Source organism: Cupriavidus yeoncheonensis (genome assembly GCF_905397275.1).
Taxonomy (GTDB): domain Bacteria; phylum Pseudomonadota; class Gammaproteobacteria; order Burkholderiales; family Burkholderiaceae; genus Cupriavidus; species Cupriavidus yeoncheonensis.
Map to the genome: position 1 here is coordinate 351,592 of NZ_CAJPUY010000003.1, position 15,976 is coordinate 367,567.

18 protein-coding genes are annotated in these 15,976 nt (G+C 67.9%); 7 read left to right on the forward strand and 11 right to left on the reverse strand.

From position 1 onward, the window contains the following. Window positions 1–4: 4 nt before the first annotated feature. From gspL to gspG, 6 genes are all read right to left on the reverse strand, one after another. On the reverse strand, window positions 5–1,405 hold the full coding sequence (gspL, locus tag KHO22_RS06035) for a type II secretion system protein GspL (protein ID WP_211946192.1): 1,401 nt from the start codon (window positions 1,403–1,405) through the stop codon (window positions 5–7). Window positions 1,406–1,662: 257 nt separating this feature from the next. After that, complete coding sequence (gene gspK, locus KHO22_RS06040) at window positions 1,663–2,676, reverse strand: type II secretion system minor pseudopilin GspK (RefSeq protein WP_211946239.1); 1,014 nt, start codon at window positions 2,674–2,676, stop codon at window positions 1,663–1,665. A 2-nt stretch (window positions 2,677–2,678) separates the two neighbouring features. Then, on the reverse strand, window positions 2,679–3,371 hold the full coding sequence (locus tag KHO22_RS06045; RefSeq protein ID WP_211946193.1) for a PulJ/GspJ family protein: 693 nt from the start codon (window positions 3,369–3,371) through the stop codon (window positions 2,679–2,681). Further along, window positions 3,349–3,756 (reverse strand): type II secretion system minor pseudopilin GspI, encoded by a 408-nt coding sequence (gene gspI, locus KHO22_RS06050; protein ID WP_420839578.1) that lies wholly within the window; start codon window positions 3,754–3,756, stop codon window positions 3,349–3,351. Before gspI ends, KHO22_RS06045 begins: the two co-directional genes overlap by 23 nt. After that, a complete protein-coding gene (locus tag KHO22_RS06055) occupies window positions 3,753–4,253 on the reverse strand; it encodes a GspH/FimT family pseudopilin (RefSeq protein ID WP_211946194.1) in 501 nt (166 codons plus the stop codon). Before KHO22_RS06055 ends, gspI begins: the two co-directional genes overlap by 4 nt. Window positions 4,254–4,268: 15 nt before the next feature. After that, complete coding sequence (gene gspG / locus KHO22_RS06060; protein WP_211946195.1) at window positions 4,269–4,703, reverse strand: type II secretion system major pseudopilin GspG; 435 nt, start codon at window positions 4,701–4,703, stop codon at window positions 4,269–4,271. 237 nt (window positions 4,704–4,940) lie between these two features. Between gspG and KHO22_RS06065 the strand changes: the two genes are divergently transcribed. The 5 genes from KHO22_RS06065 to KHO22_RS06085 all read left to right on the forward strand — a co-directional run bounded on the left by KHO22_RS06065 (window position 4,941) and on the right by KHO22_RS06085 (window position 9,102). Then, window positions 4,941–5,393: an RrF2 family transcriptional regulator gene (locus KHO22_RS06065; protein ID WP_211946196.1), complete on the forward strand. Its 453-nt coding sequence runs from the start codon at window positions 4,941–4,943 to the stop codon at window positions 5,391–5,393. A gap of 102 nt (window positions 5,394–5,495) precedes the next feature. Further along, entirely contained in the window at window positions 5,496–6,716 is a 1,221-nt protein-coding gene (locus tag KHO22_RS06070; protein ID WP_211946197.1) for a globin domain-containing protein, read from the forward strand. 70 nt (window positions 6,717–6,786) lie between these two features. Continuing rightward, window positions 6,787–7,485, forward strand: coding sequence for a type II secretion system protein N (locus KHO22_RS06075; RefSeq protein WP_211946198.1), 699 nt, complete (start codon window positions 6,787–6,789; stop codon window positions 7,483–7,485). A 168-nt stretch (window positions 7,486–7,653) separates the two neighbouring features. After that, complete coding sequence (locus tag KHO22_RS06080) at window positions 7,654–8,223, forward strand: EF-hand domain-containing protein (protein WP_211946199.1); 570 nt, start codon at window positions 7,654–7,656, stop codon at window positions 8,221–8,223. 387 nt (window positions 8,224–8,610) lie between these two features. Beyond that, complete coding sequence (locus KHO22_RS06085; RefSeq protein WP_211946200.1) at window positions 8,611–9,102, forward strand: Lrp/AsnC family transcriptional regulator; 492 nt, start codon at window positions 8,611–8,613, stop codon at window positions 9,100–9,102. Between the two features lie 85 nt (window positions 9,103–9,187). Here KHO22_RS06085 and KHO22_RS06090 read toward each other — a convergent pair whose 3' ends face one another. Continuing rightward, a complete protein-coding gene (locus KHO22_RS06090) occupies window positions 9,188–9,886 on the reverse strand; it encodes a GNAT family N-acetyltransferase (RefSeq protein ID WP_211946201.1) in 699 nt (232 codons plus the stop codon). A 344-nt stretch (window positions 9,887–10,230) separates the two neighbouring features. On the opposite strand from KHO22_RS06090, the gene kefF reads away from it, so the two are divergent. Together kefF and kefC are read left to right on the forward strand one after the other, a co-directional pair. Next, on the forward strand, window positions 10,231–10,812 hold the full coding sequence (kefF, locus tag KHO22_RS06095) for a glutathione-regulated potassium-efflux system oxidoreductase KefF (protein WP_211946202.1): 582 nt from the start codon (window positions 10,231–10,233) through the stop codon (window positions 10,810–10,812). Beyond that, complete coding sequence (gene kefC, locus KHO22_RS06100) at window positions 10,809–12,620, forward strand: glutathione-regulated potassium-efflux system protein KefC (protein WP_211946203.1); 1,812 nt, start codon at window positions 10,809–10,811, stop codon at window positions 12,618–12,620. Before kefF ends, kefC begins: the two co-directional genes overlap by 4 nt. Before the next feature lie 19 nt (window positions 12,621–12,639). Here kefC and KHO22_RS06105 read toward each other — a convergent pair whose 3' ends face one another. From KHO22_RS06105 to paaD, 4 genes are all read right to left on the reverse strand, one after another. Next, window positions 12,640–13,275: a TetR/AcrR family transcriptional regulator gene (locus KHO22_RS06105; RefSeq protein ID WP_211946204.1), complete on the reverse strand. Its 636-nt coding sequence runs from the start codon at window positions 13,273–13,275 to the stop codon at window positions 12,640–12,642. Window positions 13,276–13,334: 59 nt separating this feature from the next. Next, complete coding sequence (locus KHO22_RS06110; RefSeq protein ID WP_211946205.1) at window positions 13,335–14,129, reverse strand: DUF1835 domain-containing protein; 795 nt, start codon at window positions 14,127–14,129, stop codon at window positions 13,335–13,337. 135 nt (window positions 14,130–14,264) lie between these two features. Further along, window positions 14,265–15,353, reverse strand: a complete 1,089-nt coding sequence (paaE, locus tag KHO22_RS06115; protein ID WP_211946206.1) for a 1,2-phenylacetyl-CoA epoxidase subunit PaaE — start codon at window positions 15,351–15,353, stop codon at window positions 14,265–14,267. Between the two features lie 25 nt (window positions 15,354–15,378). Further along, window positions 15,379–15,957: a 1,2-phenylacetyl-CoA epoxidase subunit PaaD gene (paaD, locus tag KHO22_RS06120; protein WP_211946208.1), complete on the reverse strand. Its 579-nt coding sequence runs from the start codon at window positions 15,955–15,957 to the stop codon at window positions 15,379–15,381. Window positions 15,958–15,976 lie beyond the last annotated feature (19 nt).

A 15,976-nucleotide genomic window follows, 5' to 3' on the forward strand; every position in this document is an offset into this window, starting at 1 on the left:
GGGTTCACAGGCCTGGCTTGATGAGCCAGCGCGAGCCGGCCGGCCCGGCGGGGCGCGCGGCCTCCGCCGTCTTGTCTTCTTCCATCTGCAGGCCGGCCTGGCGCGCGGCGACGCGCAGTGCGGCGATATCGGTGCCGGGTTTGAGCGTGGCAACCAGCGCGCGGCCGCGATATTCGAGCGCCTGCAGCGCGTCTGGCGCGAGCTGGCGGGCTGCCTGGCCAAAACGGTCGGCCAGCGGCAGGAAGTCGTCCGGCGTACTGCGCCCGCTGGCCAGGCGAAGCTGTTCCACCTGGCGGCGCATCTGCAGCGGGGCATCGAGCACGGTCTGGATCTGCGGGAAGGCGTTGTGCAGCGTCTGCAGCTGCGCGGCTTCCAGCCGCTGCTGCTCATGGCGCAGCATCAGCCAGTGCACATTCATGCCGAGCAGCTGGACCAGCACGACACCGGCGGCCAGCGCCAGCGGCAGGCGCCACGCCAGCAGGTTCCAGCGATCGGCGCGTCCCTGGGCGAACTCGAACTGCGCGAGGTCCAGCCCGGGCTCCTGCAGGCAGCCCTGCGCGCCGGCGATCCACAGGCGCCAGTCGGCGGCACGGGCCTGGCGCAGCGCAGGCACCGGTGCGCTGGCCACGGCGCTGGCGTCGCCATGCCAGTTGCCTTCGGGCGCAAGCGCCTGCCACGCGGCGAGCGCGTCATTGCCGAGCAACAGGCCATAGCCTTCATGGAGGCCGGTGCGTACCGTGAGCTGCCACTGGTCGCTGCCAGGCGCGGTCGCCGGGGCCAGCGTCGGTTCGACCATGCCTTCGGCCGGGGCCAGCGAAGCGGCCGCGGCTTCGACGACCAGCGTGGCCGGCTGCGCCGGGGCGCCATCGTCGTCCCCGGCTTCCCCGGCTTCCGGTGGAGCCTCCAGCGGCAGGCACATCTGCGCCGGCAGGACATGGCGGCGGCGATGGCGGTGTTCGGCAAAGGCATCGAGCACCGCGCGCAGCCAGGCCCGGTTGGCCACCATCAGCAGGCGCCGGCGTGGACCGCGCGCGGGCCGTGCGGCGTCGCCGTCGAGCACGGGACCCACGCCGATGTGGCACGGCTGCGCGTCGGTGGCCAGCGCGTCTTCCACCAGGTTGGGCAAAGCCTGCTTCAGGCGCGCCGGAGGCAGCGGGGGTACGGTGGCCGTGGTGAGCAGTACGTCACTGGCGGCAAGGATGAGCACCAGGCGTTCCGCGGCTGGCAGCGCGGCAATCTGAGCGTGGCCTTCGCGCAACACTTCCGGAGCCTGCGAGGGGCCCGTGCGCCGGGTGGCCGGCTTGACCGGGTCGCGTACGAGGGCAAACGGCAGGGCGCCAAAATGCCAGGGCTGCGGTTGGTCGTGCGGCCGATGCGGCAGGCGAACGTACAGGGTGGTACTCAAGGTTTCCTAGCGTTGACGTCTGTGAGGCCGTGCGCGGGGGCGGAGTGCCGGGGCAGCGGGATTGCCCGGGCGCGGAGATGCCGACTGGCGCATACGGACTGGCAGGGGCGCCGCCCGGCATGGCGCCACGGTCGCGGCAGCGCCGCAGCATACCTTGCCTGTGTGACTAATCCGCGTCAATAGCATTCTCCCCCGGTATCTGCGCCGGCGATATCAAGGTGCAGCGTGCCCGGCAGCGCGCAAATCGCGGATGAGGCTCACCGCAGGTCGGGCAGGCGGTCGGTGTCGTGGATCCACAGCACGCGCGTGGTGTTGGCGTTGCCCAGTACCTCGCCCCGGTAGACCAGCGACACCTGCAGCCGGCTCGCCCGCTCGTGGCGCACCAGGCCGTAGATCAGGAAATAGTGCGTGCGCACGTCCAGCATCTTGGACAAGTTGCTGGTGTCGGCCTGCGGCGCCACGCTGGCCAGCTTGGTCTGCAAGTCGCCGACATTGTTGAAGTACGCGCGGTCGCGCTCGCGCACCAGCTCGCGCGCGCGGTCCAGCGCCAGGTTGTTGATGACGGCCGACAGCACTTCCGGATCGGCCGTATTGGCGTTGACCAGCGTGCGCTCGGGCAGCACCGTGATGAACGGCTCCAGCGCGGCGACCATCTCCGGCGAGTAGCCCGGGATCGCCAGCAGGCTCTGGGCGCTATCGAGCGGCCGGGGCGCGGGCTGGCCGTCGGTGCCGCCTTGCGCGGCGCGCAGCAGGAAGCGGCCCGTGGTCTCGGCCAGCGACGGGTTCAGGCCCACGGTCTGCAGCAGGCGGCGGTAGGCCGCCAGCGCGGCCGGGTCGACCGTGGCGGCGCGGCCCTGGGTCGGCGTGGCGGTCCACAGCACCAGGTTGGTCAGGTTGAAACGCGCCTGGGCGTCCAGGATGCGGCCGGACAGGAACGAGGTCTCCCCCGACTGGTCGGTGCGCAGCGCCGCGCCAAGGAAGTCCGACAAGCGGGTCTCGGCGATCGGTACGGCCCAGGGCTCGCCCAGCTCGTCGACGCTGCTGCGGCGCTGGTCGTCGCGCAGGATCAGCCGGGCCCAGTCCACGGCCGCACGCTCGATCCACGAGGCCTGCGCCAGCAGGCGCTGGTTCTCGATCGAGCGGATCTGCACCTGCTGGCGCCACAGCATGCCGGACACCACCACCACCGCAAGCGTGACCATCAGCAGCGCGGTGACCACGGCGGCACCGCGCGCACGGCGGCGGGGCAGGGACGGGAAGCGTCGGCGCATGGTCACAGGCCCGTCATGCAGATCTTGAGGAAGTCGCGCGGCGCGTCGCCGTCGCCCATGCGGGCCTGGACGGACAGCTCCACGGCCCGGACGACCGCGCCGGTCGGTGCCGGCGCGGCCACGGCGCTGGCGCCGGCGGGATTGAGCAGCGCGCTGCGGATACGGCCGTTGTCAGCCAGCCAGCCCTGCGGATCGATCCATACGCGCGCGCCCAGGCTGTCCACATCGGACAGCACCCGGCGCGCCTGCACGTTGTTCTGCCGGCCGGCCTGGCGCAGTCCCAGCAGCGCGGACTGCACGGCGGCGCGGCTGTCGACGGGCGGGGCAGCGAGGCGGACCAGCGCGTTGCCGTCCAGCCGGTAGCTGAGCACCTGCCACATCGGCGGTTGGTTTTCTTCGCGGCGGTCGCGCACCATCAACACTTGGCCGGCCCCGACTTCCACCGGGCTGGCCTGCAGCAGGTCGGCGCTGGCCAGGTGTTCGCAGTCGGACTGGAACTGGCCGTAGAGCACCTTGAGGGCGTCAAGCCGGGCGTCGTGGTCGGTGAGCCGTTCGCGGCTGCGCGTCATGCTGTCCAGCGCGCGCCAGCCAATCACGGCCATGACCGCCAGCAGCGTGATGGCCACCAGCATCTCGAGCAGCGTGAAGCCGCGCCTGGCCGGCTGGCGGCGCTCAGAGCAGGTTGCGCGTTTCATTGGGGATGATGGTGACCAGCCACGCCAGGCGCACCGAGCGGTCGGCGGCGGACGGATAGACCGCGATTTCCACGCGCCGGAACACTGGGTTGGGCGTCCCAGAGACGCTCTGCTCGCAATAGAGCGGCGTGCCGCCCTGCGGGCAGGCATAACCGCTGACACCTGGCTCGGGCCAGGTCTTGGACAGGCGCAGCGTGGCCAGGTGGTTCTCCGCGCTGAATTCGGCCAGCATGCGCGATTGCAGCGCGGCGCTGGCATCGATCATGCTGCCCATGGCGCGCATGGCCGCAGTCAGCGCGACGGCCAGGATGGTGAGTGCCACCAGCACTTCGATCAACGTGAAGCCGCCTGCCCGGCGGCGGCACGGATGTCTGCGCCGCATCATGGCGCGCTGGCGAAGTAACGGCCGCCGCCATCGCCGGCGACATCCACGCGGATGTCGCCCCGCACCAGTACCAGCCGCTGTGGGCCGTCGATCAGCTCGCGCCCGAAGACCAGGCGGGGCGGGCCGCCCGTGCCGGCGTTGCGGCCGCCTTCGGCGACGATCACCTGGTCCGGCGCAAGGCGCCAATGACCCGGCGCGAACACATCGGTGCGCATGGGGACCCAGCCGTTGGGGGTGGATTCGAGAAAGCGCCAGCCACTGGTATTGCCTTCCCAGGCGATCGGGCGGGCGCCGAGCTGGGCTTCTTCCTGCGCCAGCTCGAACAGGCGCGCGATACGCTGGCCGTCGTCCAGCAGGCGACCGCGCTCATTGGGCGATGCATTGACGGCCACCAGCGCAATGACGATGCCGGCGATCACCATGACCACCAGTAGTTCCAGCAGGGTGAAGCCCCGTGGCCGGCAGACGGCGGCGCGGCGGTACGGGGCAGGTTTCATGCTGCGGGAGCGGCGTTATTCCCAGTTGCCGATGTCGGCGTCATTGCCGCTGCCGCCGGCCTGGCCGTCGGCACCGAAGCTGAAGACGTCGATCTCGCCGCGCACGCCGGGGTTCAGGTACTGGTACGGATGGCCCCACGGGTCCTTGGGCAGCTTCTCCAGGTAGCCGCCGCCCTTCCAGTTGTTGGGCACGGGCTCAGTGGTCGGCTTGGCCACCAGCGCGGCCAGGCCTTGCTCGGTGGTCGGGTAGCGGCTGTTGTCGAGCCGGTAGAGCTTGAGCGCCTGCATGATCGACGAGATGTCCTGGCGTGCCGCCACGATGCGGGCTTCATCAGGACGGCTCATGATCTTGGGCACCACCAGTGCCGCCAGCACCCCCAGGATGACGATCACCACCATGATTTCGATCAGGGTGAAGCCGCGGCTGCCGCGGGCGCGGGGCGAACGCATGGACTGGGTATTGGCGGAAAGGGGTGAGAATCTGCGCATCGTATCTGAGCCTCTTGCTGGATGGCGGGGCGGGCCGCTGGCCGCGCGCCCGGCGTTCGGCAGCCAGTATAACCGCCGCCCATGACTGTTTTTTGTGGCGTGGGATTCTCGCACGCCTTAGTCTCATCGATGTCACGGCATTTTGCAGCGCAACAATAACTTGCATTTGAAATACCGTTTATTTAACATGTCACCACGATGCAACTGACCCGCTTTTCCGACTACGCACTGCGGCTGCTGATGTACGTCGCGCGAGCCGACGGCAGCCGGCCCATCACCATTGCCGAGGTGGGGCAGCAGTTCGAGATTTCGCACCACCACCTGGTGAAGGTGGCGGCGCGCCTGTCGAAGCTGGGTTGGGTCACGGCGACGCGCGGTCGCCACGGCGGACTGGAACTGGGGCCACAGGCCCAGCAGCTGACCGTCGGCACAATCCTGCGCGAGCTCGAAGGCCACAAGCCGGTCATTGACTGTGACAACCCGCCGTGTGCGCTGAATGGCAACTGCCGGCTGCGCCGGGCGCTGGACGATGCGGAGCAGGCGTTCTATGGCGCGCTCGACACCGTCACCCTGGCGGATGTCACCGGCAACCAGACCGCCGAGTCGATCATCCGGCTGCATCGCGATTTCATGAGCCGGCGTACGGCCTGAACGACAGCTCCTGAGCTGTCCGTCCAGACGCCCCGTGCGCCGGCTTTGTTGTGAGTGAAAACATGCATTCTGTTTGCATGAATTAAAACGGAGCCTTACCTGATGTTGTCTGCTGCTTCCCGCCCCTACATTGATGCCAGCGTACCGGTGTTGCGCGAACATGGCCTCGCCATCACCACTCATTTCTACCGCGAGATGTTCGCGGACCGGCCCGAATTGACCCAGCTCTTCAATATGGGCAACCAGGCCAATGGTTCGCAGCAGCAGTCGCTCGCGTCCGCGGTGTTCGCGTACGCCGCCAATATCGATAACGCCAGCGCGCTCGCGCCGGTGGTCGATCGCATCGTGCACAAGCACGCGGCCGTGGGCCTGACGCCCTCGCACTATCCAATTGTCGGGAAGCACCTGCTGGGCGCCATTTCGGCCGTGCTGGGCGAGGCCGCCACGCCTGACCTGATCGCTGCCTGGGACGAAGCCTACTGGCTGCTGGCCGGCGAACTGATCGCCGCCGAAGCGCGCCTGTACCAGAGCACGGGCCTGGCCGCGGGCGAGCGCATCGCGGTGCGCGTCGAGCAACGTGAAGTGCAGAGCGACAGCGTGGTCGCGCTGACCCTCTCGGCCGTCGACGGCCAGCCGCTGCGCGATTTCCGCCCGGGCCAGTACATCAGCGTCGAAGTCAGGCTCGCGGACGGCAACCGCCAGCAGCGCCAGTACTCGCTGTCCGCCGAGCGCGGTCTGCCGACGTGGCGGATTTCGGTCAAGCGCGAGGACGGCGACCATGCCACGCCGGCGGGAGCCGTTTCCAACTGGCTGCACGCCAACGCCCAGCCCGGCACCGAGCTGGCCGTGAGCGCGCCGTTCGGTGATTTCGCGCCGCGCCTGGACGGCCACCGCCCGCTGGTGCTGCTGTCGGCCGGCATCGGCATCACGCCGATGCTGTCGGTGCTGCGCACGCTGGCCCTGCAGGGTTCCAGGCGGGAGATCCTGTTCGCCCATGCCGCGCGCGACGGCCGCCACCACGCGCACCGCGCCGACGTGGCCTGGGCCAGGGAGCGCCTGCCGCAACTGCGTACCCATGTCAGCTATGAACAGCCGCAAGCCGCCGACGTGGCCGGCCGCGACTACGACCATGCAGGCACCATGCCGCTTGCAGCGCTGCTCGGCTCGACCGAGAACAGCCTGTTCATCGATGGCGACTTCCACCTGTGCGGTCCGCTCGGCTTCATGCAGGCGCAGCGGCACGCGCTGATCAGCGCCGGCGTCCCGGTCGGGCATATCCACCGCGAAGTGTTCGGCCCTGATCTGCTGGACGACCTGCTGTAAGCCGTCACAGACACGGTCATGGGGCTCTGGTACGCTTGACGCGTTCCTGTTCGAGCGTACCGTCCATTCCGTGCAACTCTCCCTCCGGCCCGTTTTCCGTCCCGATGCCGCGGCCTGGCTGCCGCGCGCAGCGAGCCTGGTTCTGTTCGTCGCGCTGTGCGCGCTGGCGACACGCTGGGTGCTGACCTTCAGCGCGATGCGGACCATCCCCGTACCGCAAGCCGCCCGCGTGGCGCAGACCGAAGCACTGGAGACCGGCGCCGTGGCCACGCTGTTCGGCGGCTCCGCCCAGGGTGGCGTGCGTGACGTGCAGCTGGTCGGGGTCGTGGCGGATGTGGCTGACGGCGCGGGCGCCGCGATCGTGTCGCTCGACGGCGGCCCGCCCAGGGCGGTGCGGGCCGGCACGGCACTGTCGCAGCAGATTCGCCTGGTAGAGATCCACGGCCGCTCCGTGGTGATCGAGCGCAATGGCGTGCGCCAGGAGATCGCACTGCCGGTGCAAGCCGGCGCTTCGCGCTCAGGTCCGGCACCGATGGCTACGCCGCCTTCAGGAGCGGCCGCTCCGCTGGCCACGCCGATGACGCCGCCCGCGCCCGCGGTGAGCCAGGCGCCCACGCAGTCGCCACAGTCGGTACCGCCATCGCCGCCGGCCAATATGCAGCAGCAACCCCCGGCACAGCCGCAGTCGCAGAACCTCGACCCGCAACAGCTCCAGCCCGCCATGGCGCCACACACGCCCATGGCCGAGCCGCTCGTGCCCAAGAACTGAGCCCGGCCGCACTGGCCGCCGGGGCCGGCCATTGTTCGCGATCGATTGCGATCGCTTACGCCGGGAGCCCTTTCTGTGAGGCGCGTAACATCGTATTAAAAGCGCCAACTTCCCTGCATCGTCCGCGTTCTAATCCGTACATGCCCACGTGATGAAAAGGAGCAAGACATGCAAGGCAAATCCCAGTCGCAGATCCTCAAGCACTTCCTGGCCGCTTCCGCCGCGTTCCTCGTCGCCGGTGGCGCTTTTGCCCAAACCGCTGCCACGGCGCCGGCACCAGCACCGGGCCAGGGCGGTGCCATGCACCACCACATGGAGCACGGCGGTGGCATGTGGATGAAGTCGGTCGACACCGATGGCGACGGCATGATTTCCAAGGCCGAAGCCGACGCGCTGTTCAACCGCATCGACACCAACCACGACGGCAAGCTCGACAAGAACGAGATGGCGGCCTACCGCAAGACCATGATGGAACAACGTCGCGCCGAGATGCAGAAGGAGTTCGAGGCGAAGTTCAAGGCCGCGGACAAGAACGGTGACGGCGCGCTGACCAAGGACGAAGTCAAGGCAGGCATGCCGCGCCTGGCGCAGCGTTTCGATCAGCTCGACGCCAACCATGACGGCAAGCTGACCCTCGACGAAATCAAGGCCGGCATGCAGAAGATGCACGAGGAGCGCATGCAGCGCATGCCGCGCGGACCGGCAGCGCCGTCGGCGCCTTCCAGCAGCGGCGGCTGACCCGGCTGAGCGCGCTCCGTCCCGGGGCGTCGCCAGATGAGGACGCGCGACCTTTACGGGTCGCGCGTTTTTGCTTTTTTTGGGGCCACGCCAGTGCCAAATGCTGGCAAGCGTGCCGGAAAGCGGTCGAACGACCGTAGAATGCGCGCTGCCTGTGCAACTGGCTTGGCACCATCCTTGCCTTTCCTAGCCGGCTTTGCCGCTGCAAGCCGGTTCGTGCGCCAGCCGGCTGCGCCAATCCGGAATCTGGGCCCGACTATTTGCCGCAAGAGTGATGGATACGGCCGCAAATCGGATGAGGCGCCACAAAAAATTGCGTACTTGTGCACAACTTGCTAAATTTGCGCATAAAAATTGCCAATAAACATATTGCGGAGCAACGAAATCGTGAGCAAGGTGGAGTTGGACAAGATCGACCGGAAGATCCTTGAGGTGCTGCAGACCAACGGCCGGTTGACCAACCTGGAGGTTGCCGAGCGTGTGAACCTCTCCCCGAGTCCTTGCCTGCGGCGCATCCGCCGGCTGGAGGAGATCGGCGTGATTCGCCAGTATGCGGCGCTGCTGGAGCCCGGCAAGATCGGCCTGGGCCTGCTGGCCTACATCAACGTCCGGCTCGAAAAGCATGGTGGCGCGCCCAAGGGCAAGGCACCGCTGGACCTGTTCCGCGCTTCCATCTCCACGTGGCCGGAGGTGGCGGCCTGCCATGCCATGACCGGCGAAATGGACCTGCTGCTCAAGGTCTATGTGGAAGACATGGAGCACTTCGCGCGCTTCATGCAGGAACAGTTGCTCGCCCACCCGTCCGTCATCGACGTCCGCTCCAGCTTTGCGCTGGAAAGCATCAAGGACACCACGGCGCTGCCGGTTGCCGGCGGCTGAGCTGCCGCGCAATACAAAAACGGCGCATCGTCACGATGCGCCGTCTGGCGTGTGGTCCGGGCCTGGCCGGAGCGCGGCAAGCGTATCAGGCGGTGCCCTTCTGCGGCACCATCGAGCGCCAGAAGCGCAGCCCGAAACGGCGCGCGTCGCGCAGGTTGCGGCGCACCAGGTAGTCGAGGTCGGCGACTTGCTCGTCCAGGGCCTCGGTCAGGCGGCTCATGGTGTCCGCCGGCGGCAGTTCCAGGTAGGCGTCGGCTTCGCCGTACGCGTACTGCACCTTCATGCCGGCCTTCTTGGCGATATGCATCATGGCCGAGTTGCGCGACAGGCAGTGCATATACAGCGTGCGCACGCTGGTGTTCCGTCCGTGGATGGCGGCGCGCTCGAACAGCGCACTGCCGATGCCGCGACCGCGCGCACTCTTCGACACCGATACGCCGAATTCCGCCACGCGGCCCTGCGCGTTGTCGCGCAGGTTGGCGAAGTGGCCCACGCCGACCAGTTCGAGCTTCTCGTCATATACGCCGAACACGGAGTCGTGGTCGAAGTCGATGCTGTCGACGTACGCTTCAATCACATGATTGCCAACCGACTGGCCAAAACGGAGCAGGCGATCCTCCTCGCCCAGGGCGAGGAAATGCTTCTGCAGACGCGACCGGTGATGGGCCGCCAGCTCGCGCACCAGAACGGTGGCGCGCTGGGCGGCCTGTGCGGCTTCGGCTGCCTTGCGCAGATCTTCGTCGGTAACGGCGCCGACGGCCTTGCTCAGTTCGAGCGGATTCACGATGTTTCCTTCCCGGTGCAATCAGCGATAAAAATAGCACTGTCGCGGTGTTTGGCCAGGCACTTTTTGCTTTAAAACACGCCAGATTGGGGCAAACACTATCTTGCTGCGACGTGGAAAGTATTGTAGCGGAAGTGTCAGTTCGACGTAAGCTTCCTGCGGCGCAGCAGCTCTGCATGGGCCGCTTTATCAAAAAAACATGAGTAAAATCAAAAACTTGAGAAAATGTGATGAATTGTTGCAACCGCTCGTCTGTGGATTTGGTGCAACGCCGCATTTCCTCGCGCCTCGGCGCGGCCGCCGAAGCGGGTACGCCTGATATTCCGGACTGAACCACCGTGCCGATGACCGAATCCCCCATCGTTGTGATCTATGCGCATCCCACGCCCAGCCGTTCGCGTGTCAACCGGCCGCTGGCGGAGGCACTTGCGTCGCTGCAGAACGTCGCCGTCCATGACCTCTATCGCCGCTATGTCGACTACGACATCGACGTTGTCGCCGAACAGCGCGCGCTGGCCGCTGCGGACACGGTCGTCCTGCAATACCCGGTGCACTGGTACAGCGTGCCCGCGCTGCTCAAGCTCTGGCTGGACGAGGTGCTCGAATATGGCTGGGCCTACGGGCCCGGTGGCACGGCGCTGCGCGGCAAGTCCGTGCTGGCGGTGGCGAGTACCGGCGGTACCTTTGATTCCTATGGGCCGGAAGGTAACCATGGCCACCCGATCGAGGCCTTCCTGCTGCCGCTGGAGCAGACTGCGCGGCTGTGCGGCATGGACTGGCTGCCGCCGCTGGTGCTGCACGATGCCGACAACACCGACGCACACGTCCTGGCCGGGCACATTGCCCATGTTTGCCGGCGTATTGGCGGCCACGAAGGCGCCCACGAAGGCGGCCCGGCAGCGGCAGGCGCGGAGGTGCGCGCATGAACCAGCATGATTTCCTGATCGCGCTCGTGGTCTTCCTGGTGGCGGCCGTGGTGGCGGTGCCGCTGGCGCGCCGCACGGGGCTGGGCGCCGTGCTGGGTTACCTGCTGGCCGGCGCGGCCATTGGCCCGTTCGCGCTGCGGATGGTGACCAATGTCGAGTCGATCCTGCACTTCTCGGAATTCGGCGTCGTGCTGATGATGTTCGTGATCGGGCTGGAACTGGAGCCGCGCAAGCTCTGGGCGCTGCGGCGGAGCATCTTTGGCTATGGCGGTGTCCAGCTTGCCGCCTGTGCGCTGGTGATCGGCATTCTGGCGGTACTAGTCGGCGCGCCCTGGCCGGTGGCGCTGGTGGCGGGGCTGGGACTGGCGCTGTCGTCCACGGCCATCGCGTTCGCCACGCTGGCCGAGCGCAACCTGTTCGGCACGCCCGCGGGCGGGGCCAGCTTCGGCATCCTGCTGTTCCAGGATATCGCGGCCATCCCGATGATCGCGCTGTTGCCGCTGCTGGCGGCAGAGAGCGCGACCGATGCCGGCGGCGCGGGCGGCTGGCAGGCAGCGGCCAAGGGCGTGGCGGTGATTGCCGCGGTGGTGTTCGGCGGCCGCTACCTCGTGCGTCCGGCCCTGCGTTTCATCGCCCGGACCGATATGCGCGAGATGTTCACCGCGTTCGCGCTGCTGCTGGTGGTGGGCATTGCGCTGATGATGGACGCGGTAGGCCTGTCGATGGCGCTGGGCACCTTCGTGGCCGGCGTGCTGCTGGCGGATTCCGAGTACCGGCACGCACTCGAGGCCGACCTGGAGCCGTTCAAGGGCTTGCTGCTCGGCATGTTCTTCATGGCGGTCGGGATGTCGATCGACTTCGCGGTGCTGGCACGTTCGCCGGGAACCGTGCTCGGCCTGGTGGCGGCATTCGTGGTCGCCAAGACGGCCGTGCTGGTGCTGCTGGCGCGGTACTTTGCCATTGCGCGCGGCCAGCGGCTGCTGTTCGCGCTGCTGATCTCGCAGGGCGGGGAGTTCGCCTTCGTCGTGTTCGGCGTGGCCGGCACCGCAGGCCTGCTGCCGCGCGAGACCGAGGCGCTGCTGGTGCTGATCGTGGCCTTGTCCATGGTGGCGACGCCGTTACTGCTGCTCGCCTATGACCGTCTGGTGGCGCCGCGCGTGGGGGCCATGAAGCGGCGCGCAGATGACGCCATTACGCCGCAGGACAATCCGGTGATGATTGCCGGCTTCGGGCGCTTCGGCCAGATCATCGGCCGTTTGCTGTATGCCCAGGGCATCGGCGTGACCGTGCTGGACCATGACCCCGACCAGATCGAATTCCTGCGCCAGTACGGCTTCAAGATCTTCTACGGCGACGCCACCCGGCTCGACTTGCTGGAAGCCGCCGGCATTGCCAAGGCGCGCATCCTGATCGTGGCCATCGACGGCATGGACGACAGCCTGCAACTGATCGACCGCGTGCGCGAACGCTACCCGGACCTGCAGATCTACGCCCGGGCGCGCCACGTCTCGCACATCTACCAGCTCAAGGACCGCGGCGTGCAACTGTTCGAGCGCGAGATGTTCGAGGGTTCGCTGATGCTGGGCCGGCGCGTGCTCGAGGGGCTGGGGTTTGATCCGGGCGAGGCCCGCAGCGTGGCGCTGCGCTTTCGCCGGCACAACATCCAGGCCATCGACCGCTTCTACCCGCACTACACCGACCAGAAGAAGCTGGTGTCGCTGGCGCGCCAGGCGCGCGACGAACTGCAGGAGATGTTCCGCCAGGACCGCGAACAGCGGCGCCAGCGGGAAGAGGCCGAATGGTCCTGACGGTCGCGCCGGCCCGCCTTCAGCGGCGGGCCAGTGCTTCGGCGGGCGTGCCGGCCTTGCCCGGCAGGCCGCCTTCGAGCAGGTCAACCACCATGTCGGCGAACGCCGCGTAGGACAGCTTGCCGCCCGGCTTGAGCCAGGTGAAGGTCCAGTTGATCATGCCGAACACGGTCATGGTCAGCGCGGTCTGGTTCTCGCGCGTGACGCGTTCCGGGTACGCACGCCGCAGCATGCGCGAGAACGCCGCGACCACGTCGCGCTCGCGGCCGAGGATGATGACGCGCTGTTCCTCGGCCAGGAACTTGACGTCATTGATCAGCGCGATGTGGCGCGTCTGCGAGTTCTCGTATTCGGCCAGGAATGCGCGGATCAGGCTGGCGAAGCTTTCGCGGTCGGTGCGGCCCTGGCGCTCGGAATCGGCCTCGACCTCGGTGACGATCAGCATCAGCCGGCGCGTGTAGCGGTCCAGCAGGTCGAACAGGATCGCTTCCTTGCTCTCGTAATAGTGGTACAGGCGCGCCTTGGAGGTGCCGCAGGCGGCGGCCAGGTCGGCCATCGAGGTGCTCGGGTAGCTGCTGTTGGCAAAGGCGGCGGCCGCCAGTTCCAGGATCTGCTCGCGCTGTGCTTCGAAGTCGGGTGCCTTGGTTCGCGCCATGTCGGTCCGGCAGGGGTGGCCGGGAGGGAGGGGAGGGGAGGGGAGGAAAGGGGGGCGGGTTATTCCGCGCCGGACGTCTGGTGCCGGCGCAGCTCGCAGGTGTCGAGCGAGTCAGCGTTGCCGCGCAGGACCATCCGGCCCGCGGAAACCAGCTCGCGGCAGCGCCAGAACACAAACCAGTCGCTGGCCAGCAGGCCTTCGATGGCGCCCATCACGCTGCCGACCACCCTGGCGGCGGGCGTCCAGTCGGTCGGGGCCCGATCCATGATGATGTCGTCGATGCTGTGGTAGGCCGCCGGCACCAGGGTATTGCCCTTCCACAGCCGCACATCGGCGTTCTCGCGCACGTTCTGCTGCCATTCGTAGCCCAGCCGGCCCAGCCGCAGCACTGACACCGGCGCGATGGTCGAGAAGCGCCGCGCCAGCCGTGCCGGCGAATACATGCCGATCGCAGCCAGCCCGGCCTGCGGTGGCAGTTCCAGCTCGCGCAGGTCCATGGCCACTTCATTGATGCGCTGGGGTGCCTGGTAGAGGTGGAACACCACCCGGCGCAGCATCAGCTGGTCGGCCGCGCTCTGGCCGTGCCAGATCGCGACTTCCATGTCGCTTTGCCTTAGCGTCAGCAACTGGTCCAGAGCCTGGCGCATTTCGGCGGGAAAGTCGATGTCGGTGTGCGGAGCCACGCGTTGCCAGAAGCCGGCGCGGATCTGGCCGATGCTGTCCACGTCGACGAGCGGTCCCACGGCCAGGTCGTCGCGCAGCACGATCACGGGGTCGGGCCGGGCAGCCTGGGCCAGCGCCTGGCGCAGGGTATTTCCGGCGACATCGCCGTTGACGACGTGGATATATTGCATGGCCGTGATTGTATATGCGTGGGACGGTTGTCAGTCACCTTGCCGGAGCCGGCAATGCGCCCCCTTGCCATTGTAATCACGGCGCGACTTCGCCAGCCGAGTTCGGCCTGCCACGGCGCGTGGCGCGGCGCACCTTCAGCGTTCGTCGTAGCTGACCACCACCCGGGGCGTGAGCGCACGGGCCTGGCAGGTCAGTACGAAGCCCTTCTCCATTTCCCACGGCTCCAGCGTGTAGTTCTTCTCCATCTCGACCTGGCCTTCCAGCACCTTGGCGCGGCAGGTGCAACAAACGCCGCCCTTGCACGCATAGGGCAGGTCCAGCCCCGCTGCCAGCGCGGTGTCGAGCACTTTGCCGTCTTCCATGGGCAGGCGCATGGTGTGCTGCTTGCCGTCCAGCACGACCACCAGCTCGGCCGTGCCGGCATGGTCGGCATGGGCGTGCGCCGGGGCGCGCCTCTGGCGGTCCACCGGCACGCCAAATCGTTCGGCGTGGATGCGATGCGGGTCCAGGCCGGCATCGCGCAGCGCGGCTTCCGCCTCGTCGATCATCGACGCCGGGCCGCACACGAAGGCGGCGTCGATATCGTCCACGGGGATCAGCGTCCTCAGGAAGGCAGAGACCCGGGTATGATCCAGCCGCCCGTGCAGCAGGTCGACTTCCTGCGGCTGGCGCGACAGAACGTGGTACAGCGTGAAACGCGCCAGGTACTGGTTCTTCAGGTCTTCGAGCGCCTCGGAAAAGATGATGCTGTCGACGTTGCGGTTGCCGTAGACCAGCGTGAAGCGGCTCCGGGGCTCCGCCGCCAGCGTGGTGCGGATCAGCGACAGCACCGGCGTGATGCCGCTGCCCGCGGCAAAGGCGACATAGTGGCGCGCCGCGCTGGCATCGAGCGGCACATAGAAGCGCCCGTCCGGCGTCATGACATCGATGAGCTGGCCCGGCGCGAGCGAGTCGTGCAGGTGGCTGGAAAACACGCCGTCCTCGACCAGCTTGACCGCCACGCGCAGCTCGCCGCGCTCGGCGTAGTCCTGTACACCGCAGCAGATCGAGTACGAGCGGCGCAGGTCCTGGCCATCGACCGGGGCTCTCAGCGTCAGGAACTGGCCTTGCGTGAAGCGGTAGGCGTCGCGCAAGGACGCGGGCACCTCGAACGCGATGGAGATCGTGTCGGCCGTCTCGGGGCGCAACTGCGCCACGCGCAGCGGATGGAACTGTGGGGTCATGGCAGCTCGCCCGGGACGGGGGCAGTTAGTAGGGTTTGAAGTAGTCGAACGGCTCGCGGCAGTCCAGGCAGCGGTAGAGCGCCTTGCAGGCCGTCGACGCGACGCGCGAGATTTCCTTCGTGTGGACGCTGCCGCAGCGCGGGCAGGCGACCGTGTCGGGCGCCCCGGCGCGTGCCGCGCGTGGTACGAAATTCAGTGGCCGCACGGCGGGCGCGGTTGGCGCGGTGGCCGCTGTGCCGCACGGCTGCGGCGGGGCAATGCCGAACTCGCGCAGGCGTTCGCGCGCGGTGTCGCTGATCCAGTCGGTCGTCCACGCCGGCGACAGCGCCGTGCGGATCCGCCAGGGTCCGAGCCCGGCCGCGTCGAGCGCCTGGCCGATGTCCTCGGCGATCTGCGACATGGCCGGGCAGCCGGAATAGGTCGGCGTGATCGTGACTTCCAGCGTGGCGTCGTCAGCCAACCCGATCTCGCGCAGGATGCCGAGGTCGCGGATCGACACCACCGGGATTTCCGGGTCGGGGACAGCCTCCAGCGCAATCCACGCGAGCGCCGTGCGTTCGGCGTCGCTGTCGAAATCGGATTCGGAATCGGCCACGGTGTTCATGTCGCTTCCTGTTGGCTGC

Excerpts from the sequence above, each read along its gene's own strand:
- KHO22_RS06045 (WP_211946193.1), bottom strand. The coding sequence starts at position 3,371 with ATGAAACGCGCAACCTGCTCTGAGCGCCGCCAGCCGGCCAGGCGCGGC.
- kefF (WP_211946202.1), top strand. The coding sequence starts at position 10,231 with ATGACCGAATCCCCCATCGTTGTGATCTATGCGCATCCCACGCCCAGC.
- gspI (WP_420839578.1), bottom strand. The coding sequence starts at position 3,756 with ATGATGCGGCGCAGACATCCGTGCCGCCGCCGGGCAGGCGGCTTCACG.
- paaE (WP_211946206.1), bottom strand. The coding sequence starts at position 15,353 with ATGACCCCACAGTTCCATCCGCTGCGCGTGGCGCAGTTGCGCCCCGAG.
- KHO22_RS06055 (WP_211946194.1), bottom strand. The coding sequence starts at position 4,253 with ATGAAACCTGCCCCGTACCGCCGCGCCGCCGTCTGCCGGCCACGGGGC.
- paaD (WP_211946208.1), bottom strand. The coding sequence starts at position 15,957 with ATGAACACCGTGGCCGATTCCGAATCCGATTTCGACAGCGACGCCGAA.
- KHO22_RS06080 (WP_211946199.1), top strand. The coding sequence starts at position 7,654 with ATGCAAGGCAAATCCCAGTCGCAGATCCTCAAGCACTTCCTGGCCGCT.
- KHO22_RS06110 (WP_211946205.1), bottom strand. The coding sequence starts at position 14,129 with ATGCAATATATCCACGTCGTCAACGGCGATGTCGCCGGAAATACCCTG.
- kefC (WP_211946203.1), top strand. The coding sequence starts at position 10,809 with ATGAACCAGCATGATTTCCTGATCGCGCTCGTGGTCTTCCTGGTGGCG.
- KHO22_RS06105 (WP_211946204.1), bottom strand. The coding sequence starts at position 13,275 with ATGGCGCGAACCAAGGCACCCGACTTCGAAGCACAGCGCGAGCAGATC.
- KHO22_RS06065 (WP_211946196.1), top strand. The coding sequence starts at position 4,941 with ATGCAACTGACCCGCTTTTCCGACTACGCACTGCGGCTGCTGATGTAC.
- gspG (WP_211946195.1), bottom strand. The coding sequence starts at position 4,703 with ATGCGTTCGCCCCGCGCCCGCGGCAGCCGCGGCTTCACCCTGATCGAA.
- gspK (WP_211946239.1), bottom strand. The coding sequence starts at position 2,676 with ATGCGCCGACGCTTCCCGTCCCTGCCCCGCCGCCGTGCGCGCGGTGCC.
- KHO22_RS06070 (WP_211946197.1), top strand. The coding sequence starts at position 5,496 with ATGTTGTCTGCTGCTTCCCGCCCCTACATTGATGCCAGCGTACCGGTG.